Consider the following 18,216-nt stretch of genomic DNA (forward strand, 5'->3'; position numbering starts at 1 on the left):
GGTCACCCAAACGGGTGACCTTCCTTTCTTATTCACAAACAAGAATTTGTCTAGTAAATGATCCTTTTCTTGTAATACAGCGATCTGTAATTTCAAATCCTGCTTCATGAATCATGTCGTCCATTGTTTCCATCGTGACAACGACTACCTTTTTAGCGATGCGGCGCGCACTTGAAAGAATGGAGAACTGATCTTCTGGTGTTGCATGCGTAAATAAGTCGTACGGCATATCGATAATGGCAACGTCGTAGTTCTCAGTAATTTCCTCAATTGGCCCTATTGTTACTGTCCCTTCAAATCCGAAATGTGCGATGTTTTTTCTCGTTCCAAGAACTACAAGTGGATTTATATCTCTACCAACGATGTTAATTCCCATAGAAAGTGCTTCTACTACTACTGTTCCAATACCGCAGCACGGGTCAATTGCTCGTACTCCATCTGGATTTGGTACAGCGATATTTGCAACTGATCTCGCAACACGTGTGCTAAGAGATGTCGAATAACTGTGCGGTTTTTTTATGTGATGATACCAAACTGGCTCACTTTCTACATAGTGTCCGAAGTACCAGCGTCCTCCAAGAGGAACAATCCCGAATACACGCTCTGGATTACGAACATCCGCTTCTCCTTCAATATGCATACCGAGGTCGCGTTCAATGAGACGTCTTTCCCCATATTCAATTTTATTTTCTTTGCCGAGATCATTGATTTTAACGAAGATAACTTTAAATGACGCCCCCGCCAAATCAATTTGTTCTACTTGTTTTAAAATACTTTCTAAGTCGTCTCCTTCATACATAACCTCAACGCGCTCTTTAATAAATGCACTTCTACTCGGGGCAATTTTGACATCACTTTTCAAAATATTAACGTGAGACTCCATTCCAAAGAACGAGCGCATCTCCAAGTAACATAAAGCACGCTCCTCCTCACGAAATGCATACGTATATATACATGCAGGTGTTTTACTATGATTATTCAATCTATTATCATCCTCTATATCGTTATAATTGCAATTACTACAATACTTTTTCATATAAAATTAAATGATATCACATGCCGGAAATAAAGAGAAACGTTAATAAATAAAAGAGACTGCCTATTGGCAATCTCTTTTGATTCCTTAACGGAAAGAAGATACTTTATTACCCTTTGCTTCGTAATAATCTAAAATCCCTTGATAAATCGCTTCTGCTGCATCTTGTCTCTGTTTTGGTGTAGCAATTTTATCTGCATCGCTTTTATTATCTACAAATGCTAGTTCTGTTAATACAGCCGGCATTGTATTTTCTCTAGTTACGTATAAGTCCTGATGTCTTATACCACGATCTTTTGTTCCAAGTGCTGCTACAAGACGGTCTTGAATTTTTTGTGCTAATAACTTACTGTCTTCTACATGCGGATTCGTTACTTTTGCTCTTGCTGACTGATAATATAACGTTTCTGTACCTTGTCCATTTTTCTTTTCAGAACCATTGGCATGGATACTTACAAAAATATCTCCATTATGTTCCTGTGCAAATTCTACACGTTTCTTTAATGAATCAGGACCACTTGTTCCTGGACGTGTATTATCTGTACGAGTGAACATAACAGTAAATGGTGCCTTTTGCTCAAATATTTTCTTTAATCGTAATGATACGTCTAATACAGTTTCACTTTCTTTCTCATAATAACCAGGATTACCCGAGTCAATTCCACCGTGACCTGGATCAATAATAATTGCTTTACCTTCTAAGAAGTTCTCTTGTTTTACTGGGTTTAATTGATTTTTATCAACCCACTGGAAACCAGCGCCTACGCGGATACGAATCCAGCTGCCACTCTCCTCCATAATCGTTACTGTTTGTGCATTATATGTACCTAGCACTTTAGAACTATGTGAAGCTGTTTCATATGCAGTAAAGTCTTGGTTAATTGTCTCTGTTTTTTCTTGTAGAGGTGTCCACTTCTCACCTTTACTTGTTACAATTTTCAACCAGCCGTCTGCTCTTTGCTCTTTCACTTCAACCATTTGTGGCTTATGCTGAACGTCAGTAATACCAGATGATAATGATGGTTGATGATATGTAATAAAGTTTCTGTTCATATACATTCTTTTTGATGTATTTGTTTTATTTCCATCAGCCTTCGCAATGAACTGAGCTGCTTCTGCACGAGTTACAGTTCCTTCAGGATTCCAGCCATTTCCCGTACCATTAGAAATCTCTAAGGCTACTAAAATATTAGCTTGTTTCTTACCCCAATGAGGTTCCAAATCTTTAAACTGTGTTGGAAGTTCTCCAATAATTTTCTTATCTAATGAGTACGCTTGTACTAACATAGATGCCATAGATGCACGGTTCATTTTATTGAATGGATTAAATTTACCAGTACCATCTCCATTAATTACACCTGCTTTTTCCACTGCAGCAATGTACGGTGCTGCCCAATGGCTCTGTGCGTCTTTAAAAGATGGTTTTGCTTTTGGATCAATCGGTAAACCAAGAACGACTGCTATGATTTTTGCAGCTGATCCTCTATCTACTGCTTCAGATGGAGAAAACGTTCCATCTGGCTTTCCATCAAGCGCTTTTTTTCCTACTAAATAATCAACTGATTCTTGCGCCCATGTAGGAACATCCGAAAAATTCTTCGCTGCTGCGAAACTACTTACTGGAGACGATAATAAACTTGCGGCTAAAATACCTGCCGCGACTGCACGATACTTCATAAAAAATAATACTCCTCTCAACAATCACCTTTTAATAACGCGTAATCTTAATATATAAATTTCGATAAATCCGAACAAAAAAAATTAATGCGCCTCTATCATTCTATAATACTCGAATTATGTAGTAAACCTACTTTCTTAATATTGTAAAATAAAATACAATTAATTTACTTTTTGTTAAATAAAGTCGATTTCTCTACAAACAAAAAATAGGCTACTAGAGGTAGCCTATTTCTTTTCTTACTCTGCAATCATATCTGATAATACATATGCATAAACAAGTGCTTCTGTATGAGCAATCGAACTTTCATGTGTACGCTCAAATGCATGAGAAGAATCAATACCCGCCCCAATTAATGCATGTTTCACATCAAATCCAGCGCGAATCGCAGCTGATGCATCCGATCCATAGTACGGATAAATATCTACTTTATATTCAATATGATTCGTTTTCGCAAGCTCTACTAAATGTTTACGCAGTGCATAATGATACGGACCACTAGAGTCTTTTGCACAAATAGATACAGTATACTCGTCAGATGCTTGTCCATCACCTAGCGCTCCCATATCAACTGCTAAATATTCAACCGTTTCTTCTGGAATGTTAGAGTTACCACCGTATCCAATCTCTTCATTATTAGAAATTAAGAAATGAGTTGTATATGGTAATGTTATGTTTTCATCTTGTAATCTTTTAATTAATTTTAATAGAATCGCAACACTTACTTTGTCATCTAAATGACGTGATTTTATGTATCCACTCTCTGTAATTTGAACGCGCGGATCGAATGAAACGAAGTCTCCTACTTCAATTCCTAATTCACGTACTTCATCAGCTGAAAAGACACGCTCATCAATACGAACTTCAATATTTTTCTCGTCGCGTTTCGCTTCACCTGCATCTTTATATACATGCACAGATGTTTGATGCATTAAAATCGTTCCTGTATACGTCTTACCGCTTGATGTTTCAATTTCGCAATATTCCCCTTCTACAGAGTTCCAGCGAAATCCACCAATCATAGAAAGACTTAGACGACCGTCAGGCTTAATTTCTTTCACCATCGCCCCTAACGTATCAACGTGTGCCGTTAATAAACGGTGCTGTGCATCATTTTTTCCTTTTACCGTTAAAATAAGAGCGCCTTTATTGTTACGCTTCGTTTCTACATTCCACTCACTTACATAGTTTTCAATAAAACGAATGATTTTCTCTGTATTTCCAGATGGACTTGGAATAGAGACAAGCTCCTTAATAAGTTCCATCGTTTCTTTCGCATGATGTGCCATTGTCGTTCCCTCCTCATTTTCTCTATTATTTAGTATACCGAATTTACTATAAATCCTCTACTCATATAGCTTAATTTTCTAAATTGCGGTAAAATTCTTTTTAGTATACAAAAGGAGTTATAAAATATGAATATATCAAAAAAATATATACACATTGCACTCATTTGGTTTTTAGCATCATTATTTTGTTTACAAGTTTCTTATGCAGTTCACACTACTACTTCTATTACCATTGGCTGGGTATTAACAGCTATCTTCTTCATTATTAGTTTAATTGCAACAAAAAAGCATAGCGTCACTCACTAACGCTATGCTTCCCTTACAAAACTATTCTTCTGAAACATCCAACAAATAAATGCCTCTTTCAAATCCACCGCGCTCTATTTCTTTTTTCTTACGAAGACGTTCTATATCTTCAATTGTTGCACCTTCTGCACGCGCTAATGAAATGATTACTTCCAGTGCATCCGCAAGAGAATCTAGCGCATGTTCACGCTCTTTCATAGAAGCAAATTCACGAATTTCTTCCGTTCCAATTTTCGCTAAAGCTTGTATGTATGCTTGTCCTGTTAATTTTTGTGCTGTATATGTTTTTCCAGACATCAAAATCTTCTCTGGAACACGATCTCTTACTAACTTGTTATATGCTGACATCATTCATCCTCCTATGTTTAATAACATCCGAGCTCTGCTTTATAGAAAAACCATTTTTTCTTCACGCACGCACTAAGCATATCAATTCCTGACCCATGTGCCCTTACGTGAGGAAAGAAATAGTGCTCTAATTCTTCTTCCTTACCATATAGAGTTTCGTACTCAGCTGGAATTGCTTCTTTTTTCACATCTATTTCTTTCGTCACTTCGCCAGAAAACGCAACGCTTGGATGTCCTTCAAAAAACAATGCAGTTCGCACAGCCATAGATGGTGTACTATGCAAAGCATAATATACTATTACAATCATGCCGATAACACCAATAATTTTCTTCATATATTACTCCTAAAAAAAAGTGCTAACACAATTATACTAAAATGTGTTAGCACTTTCTCCCCTTTACCTTAAATTAACCGGCAGTAAAACTACCATTAATTCAAATTTCACTTTATTCCCCTTTAAATGCAGGCAAACGTTTTTCTAAAAATGCAGCAATGCCTTCTTTATGATCCGCTGTTTGTCTCATCGCATATTGGCCGCGCTTTTCAAGTTGCAGCGTTTGTTCTAAATTGGAGCGATTTACTTCACATAAAATTTGCTTCGTTTGAATCATCGCTTTAATCGGCTTTTGTGACCATTCACTAATTTTTTGCTTCACAGCCGTTTGGAAATCCTCGCCAATTACTTCATCAATTAAACCGATATCAAGCGCTTCTGTTGCTGATAATTTCTTTCCTTCCCAAATAATTTGCTTCGTCATATTTTCACCGACACGCTTTTGAAGGAAGAAATGGCCGCCACCATCTGGAATTAAAGCGATTCCAATAAAGTTCATCGCAATAACGGATGATATATCTGCCATCACATAGTCAGCTGTTAACGCAATACTTAACCCAAGACCAGCAGTTGGTCCATGAATAGCACTAATAACAAGCTTCGGCATCGTATATAAAGTCACAACAACTTCAGAAATGGTATTCATAATGCCATCAAACTTGCTTTCATCATTACTTGAAAGCATCGATTTAATATCTCCACCCGCAGAAAAACCACGACCACTTCCGCATAACACAACAATGTGTGCAGAACTCTCCGCTACTTCTTTCAATTTTTGTAATAACTCTTTTAATGTTGGCTCATCTAATGCATTTAACACCTCTGGGCGATTGACCATAACCGTTGCAACGTGCCCTTCATATTTCACAACGACAGATTCTGTTTTACTTGTTACTTCCATTATATATACCCCTCTTTTCTACATAAAGATTATACTTATATAATTATAGAAAGGTGGTGAAAAACCCTTCTTTTTTCTCAATTTTCTGTCTAATAATCTCGTAATTTGTATATGACCTTGTATAAAACATACAATTCCGTTGAAAAATATAGAAATTAAAGTCGGTTTATCACCTCTCTTCATCTATTTACCATTACAATGAAATGGTGTATTCTTAAGTCTGATATAAAAATTAAATATAGAAATTCATTCTCCTTCCTATTTATATAGAGGTTCTGAAATAAAGGAATGAAGAAATGGAGGAACATATGGTTACTAAGTTCAAACAGACGGATAACTACTTCCCGCATTTCCTACTGCTATTCATTGTGTTTCAACCAATTTTAGATTTATTAACATCTTTTTCAATCTATGTATTACACATGAGCGCAACAGTCGGAATCGTAGTCCGTTTCGCCTTTATGCTTCTTGCATTAGGTTATCTACTTCTTCATCATAAACAACAAGGCGCGAAAAAGTATATTCTTTATTTATGTCTATTTGGCATTGTACTCGCAATTGGCCTTGTGAATAATTTAATGGTCAAATCTCCAGTTTCATTTGGAGAAGAAGTGAAATTTATTTTGAAAAGTGTATATCCAATTGTACTACTGTTTGGATATATTATCGCACTAAAAGAATTAAAAAATAACGAATATGTATTTCATAAAATCATTACGTATTTCTTATATGCAACGTTAATTTTAAGTATTTCAATTATCGCGGCTATGGCAACTGGTACAGATTTCCCAAGCTATCCGAACTCAAAGATCGGTTCAAGAGGATGGTTCTTTGCTGGAAATGATTTAAGTTCCATTTTTGCAATTATGTTCCCAATCGTTGTCTTATACTCAGTTCATAAAACAACTTCTTTCTCAAAAGCGTATTACTGGATTCCAACTGTAGTTGCAATGTATGCAAGCATTATGATCGGAACGAAAGTAGGCTATGGTGCCATCGTTATTACACTTGGTATCGCCCTTTTCTTCTTATTCATTGAATATATGATACATCGTAAAAAAGAAGGAAAAGGATTCACATATCTTGTAAATACAGTTGTTGCTGCTGTCGTATTAGGAGGGTTACTCGTACTTACACCGCAAACTCCTATCGCAAAAAACATGACCATCCATTTACAAATATATGAATACAAAAAATCAGTACAAGAAGAAAAAGACCGGAAAGAAGGAAAAGTAGTTACAGAAGAAGAACATAAGCAAGGCGAACTAACAGACTCTGAAATGAAAAGTTTAATTTACAGTGATCGCGACAAGTTTTTAAAAGTATATAAACAATACTATAAAGAAGCACCACTATCTCAAAAACTATTTGGAATGGGGTACGCTGGTAACTATACAACGAAAATGAAGTTAGTCGAAATGGATTTCCATGACCTATTCTTCGCATTCGGAATTGTTGGCTTCCTTATGTACTTACTGCCGCTTCTTTATTTCGGTATAAAAATATTCATTCGCTTGATCACAAACTTCAAGAAACTATTTAGCGTAAAACATATGCTACTAGCTAGCACACTCGTCTTATCGCTCGGTATCGGCTTTATGTCTGGACACGTATTAACAGCACCAGCCGTTAGCATTTTCTTTGTTGTGATACTCGCTTACTTAATTGTTGATTTAGAAATAGAATAGAAAAGAAGCAGCATCCATCTGGATGCTGCTTCTTTTCTACTCCAACCCTTTACCGCCTCTAGCATTCAAAGTGCTAATTCTTTCTACTACAGTAATAGAATAATTATTTTAATCGAATTATTAACATGATAAAATATTAAAGGCACTATTATATAAAAGAATATATAATAGATATGTCGGTTTTTTTTGCACGAAATGTATTTCGAAAAAAGTGAGGAGAGTCCTTTGGTATTTAGTAGTTCGATTTTCTTATTTATCTTTTTACCTCTCGTATTATTTCTCTATTTTATAGTGCGTGCCGAGCTACGTAATTTCGTATTACTTGCATTTAGTTTAATTTTCTATGCATGGGGCGAACCGCGTTTCGTTCTTTTAATGCTCTTTTCCATCGTATTAAACTACTGCTTTGGCCTACTCGTGCATCATTATGATAAACGAAAAAATATGAAAGTCACATTTTTAATTATGGCTGTGGTCGGAAATATTTTATTACTGTCTTATTTTAAATACATTTCATTTTTCACAGACATGTTAAACACCGCTTTACATTTATCTATTCATGTGGAACCTATTCCACTACCAATCGGAATTTCATTTTATACATTCCAAGCGATGTCCTATGTCATCGATATATACCGTAAAGATGGGGATGTTCAAAAAAATCCACTTAACTTAGCGCTATATATATCTATTTTCCCTCAGCTTATTGCCGGACCAATTGTTCGTTACAATATCGTCGCTGAGCAAATTAAAACGCGCATCCATTCTTTTGAACGATTCACAGAAGGTATTCAAATTTTCGTTCTCGGATTAGCAAAAAAAATATTAATCGCCAACCAAGTAGGATTTGTCGCCGATAAAATATTCGCCTTACCACCATCTGAAATAAGTGTTGGAACGGCATGGATTGGTATTATCGCCTACACCCTCCAAATTTATTTCGATTTCTCAGGGTACTCTGATATGGCAATCGGAATTGGAAAAATGTTCGGATTTGATTTCCCAAAAAACTTCAACTACCCGTACATCTCTAAATCTATTTCAGAGTTTTGGAGAAGATGGCATATTACACTTGGTTCTTGGTTCCGCGATTACATATATATCCCGCTCGGCGGAAACCGCGTTTCAAAACTAGCGAATTATCGTAACCTCTTCATCGTATGGGGATTAACTGGTTTATGGCACGGGGCGAGCTGGACATTTATCGCCTGGGGCTTATATTACGGCTTTATTATTTCAATTGAAAAAGCTGGATTCGAAAAAATATTAAACAAACTATGGAAACCGCTGCAACATGCATACGTATTAATAATCGTTATGATTGGCTGGGTCTTCTTCCGAGCTGACAACTTCGCTTACTCGTTCCAATACTTAAAAGCGATGTTCGGTATAGGAGGACAATCTTTCAGCGATGACAATACAATGTTATACGTACATGAATACATTATCGTATTTCTCATTGCCTTTATCGCAGCGACACCAATTTTAAAACGAATAAAAAACATATTAGAACTTGCGCCAAAAACGTATATGTTCACGATGCAATTTGTACGTCCTATATTATTGCTAACATTATTTATGATTTCGGTTATGTACTTGATTAACTCAACATATAATCCATTTATTTATTTCAGGTTTTAACTTATGTAGGAAGGAAAAGTTATTATGAAAAAATTGGGGAACCTCATCCTGTTAATTGGTTTTCTCACCATTATCTTTTCATTTGGCATACTATCGTTACTCAAACCAGACCGAGCCATTTCACCAGTTGAAAATCGGCCGCTCGCTCAAAAACCAGCACTGACGAAAGAAGCTCTCCTAACTGGTAGCTTTTTTAAAGATTTTGAAACATACACAAATGATCAACTAATCGGACGAGATGAATTTATTAAAAGCTATACAATTGCCCAAATTAATATGGGCAAATCTCTCATTAACGACATTATTTTGACTGATGATAAATGGCTCCTTAAAAATCCAGCGTGGACGAAAAAGTATAATGAAATTGATCAATCCATGCCCGCTATAAACGACTTATCTCAGTTTTTAAAAGAACAAAACGTCGAGTTTTACTTTGCTTTACCACCGTCAAAAACGAATGCATTATCATTTAAATTACCTTCTCATATTCACACTTATGCACAGGACAATTTAAATTACTTTCTAAAAAAACTTCCAGCTGACGTAAAGCCAATAAAACTGATGGAACACTATAAACAGAACTATACGAACGAAGAAATACAGGACATGTATTTCAAAACAGATCATCATTGGAATATGGACGGTGCCTTCTTAGGCTACCAATATATAATGAACACAATCGGGCAACAATCTTCTATATATAAAGGAAAAGAAATAAAAAAAGAAGACTACACTCGTACATGTGCGCAAAATAAATATTTAGTCGGAAGCTTCAACAACCAACTATACCAACTCATCGATGCAACTGGTGAAAAATTGTGCTACTACACACCGAAAGGCGGTTTCAACTTCACAAGCGTTACCGCAAAAGATGTGAAAGGTACTGTTCATCAAAACTTAGATGACATATACGGCGTAGAAAAACAAAAAGATACAACATCATACGCAGGATATTACACGGACGACTATCCAGAAATCGTCACCGAAAATAACAATGCACCAAATGAAGTACGCGCCTTAGTCCTAAAAGACTCATTCGCAAACGCAATCGTGCCACACTTAGCACAAAGCTTCAAACACACATCTATCCTCGACCTGCGTCACTATCACGAAAAAGATGTATATCAATACATGAAAGACAACAATATTAACATGGTATTGTTCGTGTATAGTGATTCAAATTTGAGTGGGGATATGTTTAAGTTTAAGCAATAAAAGAAGCCTCTTGTAATTTTTACAAGAGGCTTCTTTTCGATATTTATGAAAAAAAATCAGCGGGGATGAATCCCCACTGATTTTTCATTTTATCTATAATCAACTTATAGATTTGGGTTGTTAAGCACGTTCACGTGTACAGCTTGTGAACCGATTTCGCTTGTTAGAACATCTTTCTCACCTAATACTTTGAATACTAATGTACCTTTGTCAGTGTACTTAGTAGTTAAAGTATTGTAGATGTCTGCACTGAAGTTTGGAAGTGCAGAATCACTTGTTTGAGATACTGTTACATGACCAAGCTCTTGATCGAATAAATCGAAGTGAGCATTGCCATTTGTATCAAGGTAAAGTTTACCTTGGTCGTCACCAGATTTCACAACGCGTACTTTATGTTGTGTATCTTTCGTTAAGTTAATACCTTTTACGATATCATCTTGGTTACTCTTCTCAAGTTCTAATACAGTACCGATATTAATTTTCTTCTCAACGAAGTTTTCTGTTTGAACTGGTTTGAAGTTTACAGATTTAATAGCGATCTTCTCTTGAACGATTTCAACTGTTGCTTTACCAGCAGTTGCACCATTTTTCGTTAAGTGGATATCAACTTTACCTGGTTTTAAACCTTTAACAACAACTTTATTTCCAACAATTTTAGCTTCAGCTACAGCTGGATTTTTAGATTCAACTACATAACCTTCTAAGTTTTCAGGATCAGAGTATACGCGATCTGAAGTGTACTTAGATAATTGATATGCAACTGTGTTAGAAACATTTAGGTCAAGTTTTGTATCAGGTGATTGGCCGTATTGACCTACTTTAGATACAAGTTCGAAGTTTTTGAATGCAACGTTACCTTCTGTTACGTTCACATATAATGAACCTAGAGTTTCACCGTTAGCATTTTGGAAGTGAACTGTACCTTCTCCTACTTCGTTACCTGTAACACCAATAGTTTTTGTACCAATTGAACCAGAGTCAGTCGTTACTACTTCTAATCCACCTTCTGCAACTACACCAGTTTTTGGAAGAACTTCTTTAATTGCAGCTACGTTAGCACCAAATGGATCGCCATATTGGTCAGTTGTTACGAATGTAACAGGTAATGTTTTATTTTGAACAACTTGTAATTTATCTGGGTTAGCTTTTACTGATTTTAATGTACGAGAATCAGTCGTTACTTTAAATTTAACATCTTTTGTAACGTCGCCTACTTTAATAGTAAGTGTAGCTTCACCAGCAGCTTCAGCCGTAATATAGTTGTTTACTACAGAAATAATACCGTGGTTTGAAGATTTAATGCTGATTGAGTTTGGATCAACAACTTTATCTTCTCCAGCAATTGTAGCAACTACGTTATGAATTTGTGCTTTTTCACCAACAACTAAGTTTTGGCTATTTAGCTTAAAGTCTTTTCCAGTAAGTTTATTACCGTATACTACACCGTTTTTATCTGCATCTACCGCAAATACAGTGTTTTTAATTGCAGAAGCTGGTGTATCAAGGTTTTTCACTGTAATAATACCAGTGTTAGAAACTGTTAAACCACCACGTTTTGTAACTTGTACTTCTACTTTATAGTCACCGTGTGAAAGACCAACACCAAGTTTACCTGTAGAAGAAGTAGAGTTTCCACCCTCAAAGATGTTTGCTGGTGAACCGTCTAAGTTATTTGCTACAAATTTGACGTCATGGTTTGCTAAGTTTAAGTACTCAACATCAGCGTTACCTTTTTCTTCGTTTAATTTGAAGGCAACTGCTTGACCAGCACGATCATCATCAAATGTAAGTTTTTCAACTGCTAATTTTTTCACTTCGTATACGAATTTCGTTACGAATGATTGATTTTTCACTTTTACAGTAAGATCTTTATTTGGAGCTACTTTACCACCAAGTGTTACAACTGCAGAAGTACCGTCAGCACTTGCTTCGATTGCAACAGCTTTGTCTCCTTCAAGAGTTACATCATCAGCAGCAAGCTTATCTAAACCAGTTCCTGTTAATGTTAATTTCGCTGGTTCAGAAATTTTCACATCAGTTACATATGCTTGTGCATTATCTTTTTTGCCATATTTTTTATCTGCTACTGCGATAAATTTAGCTGCTTCTGCACGAGATACAGATTTATTTGGCTCCCATTTGTTTCCGCCTGTTCCTTCAGAAAGTCCAAGATTGATTAGGATGTTTGCTTTTTCTTCACCCCAATGATCTAATAAATCTTCAAATTTTGTAACTAACTCGCCGTTAACTTTATCTTTTAAGTTATAAGCACCTACTATCATAGAAGCGAAAGAAGCACGGTCAATCTTTTTATCTGGAGAGAAGTTTTCTTTACCATCACCTCTAACAACACCCGCTTTTTCAACAGCTGCAATGTATTTAGAAGCCCAATGATTTTTAGCATCTTTGAAAGATGGTTGTGCACCCTCTTCAACTTTTAAACCTAATGTAATTGCCATAATTTTCGCAGCAGAAGCACGGTCAATTTCTTCAGCTGGAGCGTATGTACCATCTGGCTTACCTTCGATTGCACCTTTATCTACTAAGTAATTGATAGAATCTAATCCCCAATGACCAGCTGGAACGTCTGGGAATGATTTACCTGCTGCTGCTACTGGAGATACAACACCTGCTACCATTGCTGCTGTCATTGTACCTGCGATTACTTTTTTGTAAGAGTTAGTCTTTGCCATTTTATAAATTTCCTCCTTCAGGAATATGCTACTAGTTTCATATCATATTAAATTTGAAACTAGCTAGTTAGAAAAACCATAAAACAATAAAAACACAAACAAAAATACTATAATGAAAAGTAGTTCACATAACAAAATGATACAAACCGCTAGATGTAAATATAAGGTTTAAATACCATTTTCTGAAACAAGTTCATCATACTATACAAAAACATTCGTTATCAAGAACTTTCTCAAAAGAAGATTCGACATATTCTGATATTTCAGTCTTTTAATCGTATCATTATTATATTAATAATACTCAAATATAGAAATGAACAAACTGTTTTCCTATAAACCACCCTCACTGCGCTTCGTATATTTTTCATATCGAATACACAATTGGAATTATAGCATATATTTCCACTTCATCACTTAATTATTTTTTACAATAAATACAATTTTCAGACTATATCCGACTAAAAATATTGTATTTCGACATTTTCTTCTTCTTTTCGAATGATTTTTTAACAAAAAAAGGTTTTAATTTACAAATAATTTACATATCGATGAGGTATTCTTCTATTTTTGAAAACGTTTTCGATTTGTTTCTCAATAAAACTTTTCTTTTCAATTTCAAATGTACACGAAATAAGATCAAAATAAAAAGCCTATGATACTCATAGACTTTTGTCTATTTTCTCATAGGCTTTACTAATCATTTCATGTATCGAATGATTTTAAATTAGTTTTTTGCTGCTTCTTTAATAGAAACTGTAACTTGTACAGCTTTATCAAATTTTACTTCTTGTGTTTTTCCACCTTTTTCAACTGTCAGGTTTTTCACATAGATAGAAGTTGCACCTTTTGCACCAACTGTACCGTTTTCAGCTACAACATTTGTGTCAGCAGAAACAAATTCTACATTAGCAACTTTTGCATTTGCTGTAGTTGCAGGTACACCATCAACAGATAAGATATTTAAAAGTTCAGCTTTTAAATCAGCATTTGGAGCTACTTCTTTAAGAGATGTACTTGTAAATTCTACCGCTAATTCTTTAGCAGTTGGTGCTGTATCAACAACTTTGAATGAGTGAGTTGTGATTAGCTTACCGTCTGCTATTACAGTTGCTTTGTATGTTTCACCAGCTTTTGCTTCATTTCCTACAGTAATTGTGCCAGTAGTATTATTTACAGCTACTTGACCTGGAGTTGCATCTACTACTTTACCATCTTTATCTGTAGTAGTAACTGTAATTGTAGCTGCTTCTTTCTCTTTTAAAACTAAACCATTAGCATCTACTGGAAGAACAGAAACTACCATTTCATTCTTTTTGTTTTCTTCAGTAACATATTTATCCAATTCAGTTTCTAAGCCACGAACCTCAAATTTAGAGAATACGCCTGGAGCTTTTAATTCTAAAGCTAATGTAGATTTTACTTCTGTTTTACCAGATTTAGCTGTTAATTCTACAGTATATTTACCAGCCGCTTGACCATTTGCATTTAAAACTAACTCTTTATTAGCATGAGTTGCTTTTAATTTTTGATCTTGAACTGCTTTACCATCTTTATCAAATACTTTCACTTCTACAGGAGCTGTAAACTCTTTGCCATATTGATCTAATACTGGAGCTTTTACAGCTAAGTCAGTTACATCATTTGTAGAAAGTACTAAATTAGTTTTTTCTAACTTAATCTCTTTTAATGCTTTTTGAGCGAAAGCTTCGATTTCAACTGTTTTTGAAACAAGCTCTTTACCATTTGCATCTTTAACAGTTACTTTTACTGGCGCTTTTCCTGCAGCTAGTACAGTCACTTTGCCAGTAGCTTTATCTACTACAGCTACCTCTGTATTTAATGACTCATATTCAGCTTTAACGTTTTTCACCACGTTATTGAATTGGTCTTTTAATTCTACTTGAACAGAAACGTTGTCACCTTCATAAACTTTATTGTTTTGTTTGAAGTCTTTAGAAGTGAAATCAGCTTTATCTGCTGCTACTGTCCAGTTAGAAATTGAAGCTACTGCAGTACCTTCAGCAGAAACTTTTACTTCTTTACTTTCAGCTACCACTTTACCGTCTTTTTTATATACAGCTTTTACAGTAGTTGAAGTACCTTTTGCTAAAGTGATTTCACCTTTTGCATTAATTTTTTCAGCAGCTGGAGTTACGAATTCAATACCTGTTGGTGAAACAACTTCAGTACCGTTTTCATCTGTAACTTTGTATTGTAATTTAGTTGCCACATCAGCTACAACTGTTTGATCAGCCATTTCGATTGTTTTTGCTTCTAAAGAACCTACAGTTACTTCTGCTTTACCAACTTTGTTTACATCTACAGTGTAAGTTTGTTTAGCAGCTAAGTTGCTATATAATTCAACTGTCGCAGATTTTTTATCATCTGATAATTTTACATCTTTAACTAATACTTTATCGTTGTTAGCTTTGTTAGCTACTTTAACGTCTTCTTTAGTTAATTTTTCAACAGTTTTGCTGAATTTAACTTCTACTTTTTGAGTTGTAACTGCTTTAGCAGATTCAACTGTTACTGCTTCGTTACCGAACTCTTTGTCAGTCTTAGCAATGAATTTAGCAGCTTCTGCACGAGTTACAGCTTTATCTGGCTCCCAACCATTACCAGTACCATTAGTGATATCTAAAGCAACTAAGATGTTAGCAGCTTTTTTACCCCAGTGCTTTTCTAAATCAGAGAATTTAGTTTCTAATTCTCCGCTTACTTTGCTTTCTAATTTGTATGCTTTTACGATCATTGTTGCCATAGAAGCACGATTAATTTGGTTGTTTGGATTAAACTTACCAGTTTCATCCCCTTGAATTACACCAGCTTGTTCAACAGCTGCGATATATTTAGCAGCCCATGAATCTTGAGCATCTTTGAAAGTTGGTTTTGCACCATCTTTAACGTCTAAACCTAATGTAATTGCCATGATTTTCGCTGCAGAAGCACGGTCAATTGCTTCAGTTGGAGCGAATGTTCCGTCTGGCTTACCTTCGATTGCTTTTTTTGCTACTAAATAATCAATGTACTCTGCACTCCAAGAACCAGGTTGAACGTCTGGGAATGATTTTCCTGCTGCTGCTACTGGAGAAACAACACCTGCTACCATTGCTGCTGTCATTGTACCAGCGATTACTTTTTTGTAAGAGTTAGTCTTTGCCATTTTATATATTTCCTCCTTAGGAATGTAATACTAGTTCCATAAGTTTTTAAATAGATATTCTATTTATTTTTGAAACTAGTAGATATAAATGTGGTTAACGTATTCTTTGTACAGAATAATAGAATATCCTATATTACAGAATCTTAAAGAAATCATACACTCTTTTCATCCAATTTAAAATCTCAAATTCGACAAAAAAGTGAATTTTCGAAATTCTGAACGATCATTTTTTTCGACTTTTATTTTAAAACATCCAGATTATAAAATCAGAATATTTTAAACAAATAGTAAAACGTGTCAGAATTACATTTTCAACAATCTTCTTATAACCATTTACAACTATAACAGAAAAACAATTCCAATTTCAATATTTAACTATAAAGATATTACGACATTAATCGACAGCTTATTTTTATATAATTCGACACTTTTCTTACCTTCTCATTTTTCAAAATTACCAAACCTATTTTCTTATAATTTACCAAGTAAAACACCAAATCCTAATATTCTCTATATGATAATGTTAGGATTATTAAACATACATCTTATCTCTCAAACTTCTTTTTTTATGAGCATAGCTTTCAAATTACTTGTAAAATTCGACATTTTTCTACAAAGATTCCTTTTCTTTCGACATTTTCTATTTTTCAAATAATAAAAAAAGAGGATGTCCTCTTAAGTTAAGATTACATTCCTCTTTTTTCGAACTCTTTTGAATTCAAGTCACTTATGATGTAGCGAGACGCTGTTGAAATTTGTTCTCGCAATTCTTCTACTCTTTGTTCCAATGTTGCTTGTACATATTCTTTTTGTTCTAGTTGTTTCGTTGCCACGTTATACAAAGTTTCAGCCGTCCAGTCACCATCTACGTTTCCGATAATCGGCTGATTTACTTGTTGTAAAAATGAATCGATCTTTGGATCATATGAAATACCGACCATAGGAATATTAGCAACCGCTGATAATATAAGCGCATGAAGTCTCATACCTATTAGAAGTGAACATTCCGACAAAATTGAAATTTTCTCATGGATATCCAGCTTATACGGAAGCATATGGGCTTCTTCTCCCATTAAGTTAATAATATCGCGTGATGCATTTTGATCAAATGGTCCATGCATTGGTACGAATAAAATATGATATCCTTCACGCTTAAATTTTTTCAGCGTATCTGCTAGCTTCTTCATATAATCTTCTTTCGCGTCCCAATACCTCACACTAACTGCAATTACTTTCCCTTGAATTGAATGTTTTCGCAGCCAATCCGACTTCATTCCTTCTGGTTGACATGCCAATACTGGATCTGGAACTAGTTCGATATCTTTCTTAATACCCATTTCTTTTAAATACAAAAATGAATCTTCATCACGAACTGATATATATGCCGCTTTTGATACTTGCCATTTCACTAATAAACGATTTTGTCTTTTCGTAATTGGACCAATTCCTTGCGCATAAATATAATACGGCTTCTTCAAAAAGCGAGCAATCCGCATAATACCTGTATAGTACAAAATGCTTTTAATACTCGTTTTATCTTGAAGGAGACTTCCCCCTCCGCTAATTAAACCGTTACTTTTCTTTATTTCCTTATAAATTGCTCTTATATCCCAGCGATTTACTGCCTCTACACCGTACATTTTTCTTGTATAGTCGGGGTCATTCGAAAGTACAACAAGCTCAAGAGTAGGATCCTCTTCATGTAGCGCTTTAATAATTGATTGCAAAATTGCTTCGTCCCCAACATTATAAAAACCATAATATCCTGATAAAACTAACCGCACTCTTAATCTCCTCCAACATTTCGCAATCAACTTTTTGTCATTCAACAAATTGCTATCAACTCTTTAATAAGAAAAGTTGGATAACTTCAAATTGATTTCTTTCACAAACATATACATAGACATACTCATTTATAGA

The 18,216-nt window shown here is 35.0% G+C and carries 13 protein-coding genes; 4 read left to right on the plus strand and 9 right to left on the minus strand.

Translation table 11 applies throughout. The features are described from left to right. Nucleotides 1–28 precede the first annotated feature (28 nt). The 3 genes from DN393_RS06385 to DN393_RS06395 all read right to left on the minus strand — a co-directional run bounded on the left by DN393_RS06385 (nucleotide 29) and on the right by DN393_RS06395 (nucleotide 4,003). A complete protein-coding gene (locus DN393_RS06385; RefSeq protein ID WP_088047930.1) occupies nucleotides 29–982 on the minus strand; it encodes a TRM11 family SAM-dependent methyltransferase in 954 nt (317 codons plus the stop codon). 141 nt (nucleotides 983–1,123) lie between these two features. After that, a complete protein-coding gene (locus DN393_RS06390) occupies nucleotides 1,124–2,713 on the minus strand; it encodes an N-acetylmuramoyl-L-alanine amidase (protein ID WP_088047931.1) in 1,590 nt (529 codons plus the stop codon). Nucleotides 2,714–2,953: 240 nt separating this feature from the next. Further along, entirely contained in the window at nucleotides 2,954–4,003 is a 1,050-nt protein-coding gene (locus DN393_RS06395) for a M42 family metallopeptidase (RefSeq protein WP_088047932.1), read from the minus strand. Nucleotides 4,004–4,129: 126 nt separating this feature from the next. Between DN393_RS06395 and DN393_RS06400 the strand changes: the two genes are divergently transcribed. Then, on the plus strand, nucleotides 4,130–4,309 hold the full coding sequence (locus DN393_RS06400) for a hypothetical protein (RefSeq protein ID WP_063263308.1): 180 nt from the start codon (nucleotides 4,130–4,132) through the stop codon (nucleotides 4,307–4,309). A gap of 21 nt (nucleotides 4,310–4,330) precedes the next feature. On the opposite strand, the gene DN393_RS06405 is transcribed toward DN393_RS06400, so the two are convergent. The 3 genes from DN393_RS06405 to DN393_RS06415 form a co-directional block, all read right to left on the minus strand. Beyond that, nucleotides 4,331–4,657, minus strand: a complete 327-nt coding sequence (locus tag DN393_RS06405) for a nucleoside triphosphate pyrophosphohydrolase (protein WP_064473732.1) — start codon at nucleotides 4,655–4,657, stop codon at nucleotides 4,331–4,333. A 17-nt stretch (nucleotides 4,658–4,674) separates the two neighbouring features. After that, nucleotides 4,675–4,992 carry a hypothetical protein gene (locus tag DN393_RS06410; RefSeq protein ID WP_149173378.1) on the minus strand — a complete coding sequence of 106 codons (318 nt, stop codon included), beginning with the start codon at nucleotides 4,990–4,992 and terminating at the stop codon, nucleotides 4,675–4,677. Nucleotides 4,993–5,104: 112 nt separating this feature from the next. Then, nucleotides 5,105–5,893 carry an enoyl-CoA hydratase gene (locus tag DN393_RS06415; protein ID WP_088047934.1) on the minus strand — a complete coding sequence of 263 codons (789 nt, stop codon included), beginning with the start codon at nucleotides 5,891–5,893 and terminating at the stop codon, nucleotides 5,105–5,107. 308 nt (nucleotides 5,894–6,201) lie between these two features. Here DN393_RS06415 and DN393_RS06420 point away from each other — a divergent pair, with 308 nt between their 5' ends. From DN393_RS06420 to patB1, 3 genes are all read left to right on the plus strand, one after another. Then, nucleotides 6,202–7,581, plus strand: a complete 1,380-nt coding sequence (locus tag DN393_RS06420) for an O-antigen ligase family protein (protein ID WP_088047935.1) — start codon at nucleotides 6,202–6,204, stop codon at nucleotides 7,579–7,581. A 225-nt stretch (nucleotides 7,582–7,806) separates the two neighbouring features. After that, complete coding sequence (locus DN393_RS06425) at nucleotides 7,807–9,222, plus strand: MBOAT family O-acyltransferase (protein WP_088047937.1); 1,416 nt, start codon at nucleotides 7,807–7,809, stop codon at nucleotides 9,220–9,222. Between the two features lie 24 nt (nucleotides 9,223–9,246). Beyond that, on the plus strand, nucleotides 9,247–10,437 hold the full coding sequence (patB1, locus tag DN393_RS06430) for a secondary cell wall polysaccharide O-acetyltransferase PatB1 (RefSeq protein WP_149173379.1): 1,191 nt from the start codon (nucleotides 9,247–9,249) through the stop codon (nucleotides 10,435–10,437). Nucleotides 10,438–10,541: 104 nt separating this feature from the next. On the opposite strand, the gene DN393_RS06435 is transcribed toward patB1, so the two are convergent. From DN393_RS06435 to csaB, 3 genes are all read right to left on the minus strand, one after another. Continuing rightward, on the minus strand, nucleotides 10,542–13,130 hold the full coding sequence (locus tag DN393_RS06435; protein ID WP_064473726.1) for an S-layer homology domain-containing protein: 2,589 nt from the start codon (nucleotides 13,128–13,130) through the stop codon (nucleotides 10,542–10,544). 724 nt (nucleotides 13,131–13,854) lie between these two features. Next, complete coding sequence (locus DN393_RS06440; RefSeq protein ID WP_088047940.1) at nucleotides 13,855–16,296, minus strand: S-layer homology domain-containing protein; 2,442 nt, start codon at nucleotides 16,294–16,296, stop codon at nucleotides 13,855–13,857. A 686-nt stretch (nucleotides 16,297–16,982) separates the two neighbouring features. After that, nucleotides 16,983–18,080 (minus strand): polysaccharide pyruvyl transferase CsaB, encoded by a 1,098-nt coding sequence (gene csaB, locus DN393_RS06445; protein ID WP_064473724.1) that lies wholly within the window; start codon nucleotides 18,078–18,080, stop codon nucleotides 16,983–16,985. Nucleotides 18,081–18,216: the final 136 nt, after the last annotated feature.

It is taken from the genome of Bacillus sp. BPN334 (assembly GCF_008368885.1).
Lineage (GTDB): Bacteria > Bacillota > Bacilli > Bacillales > Bacillaceae_G > Bacillus_A > Bacillus_A wiedmannii.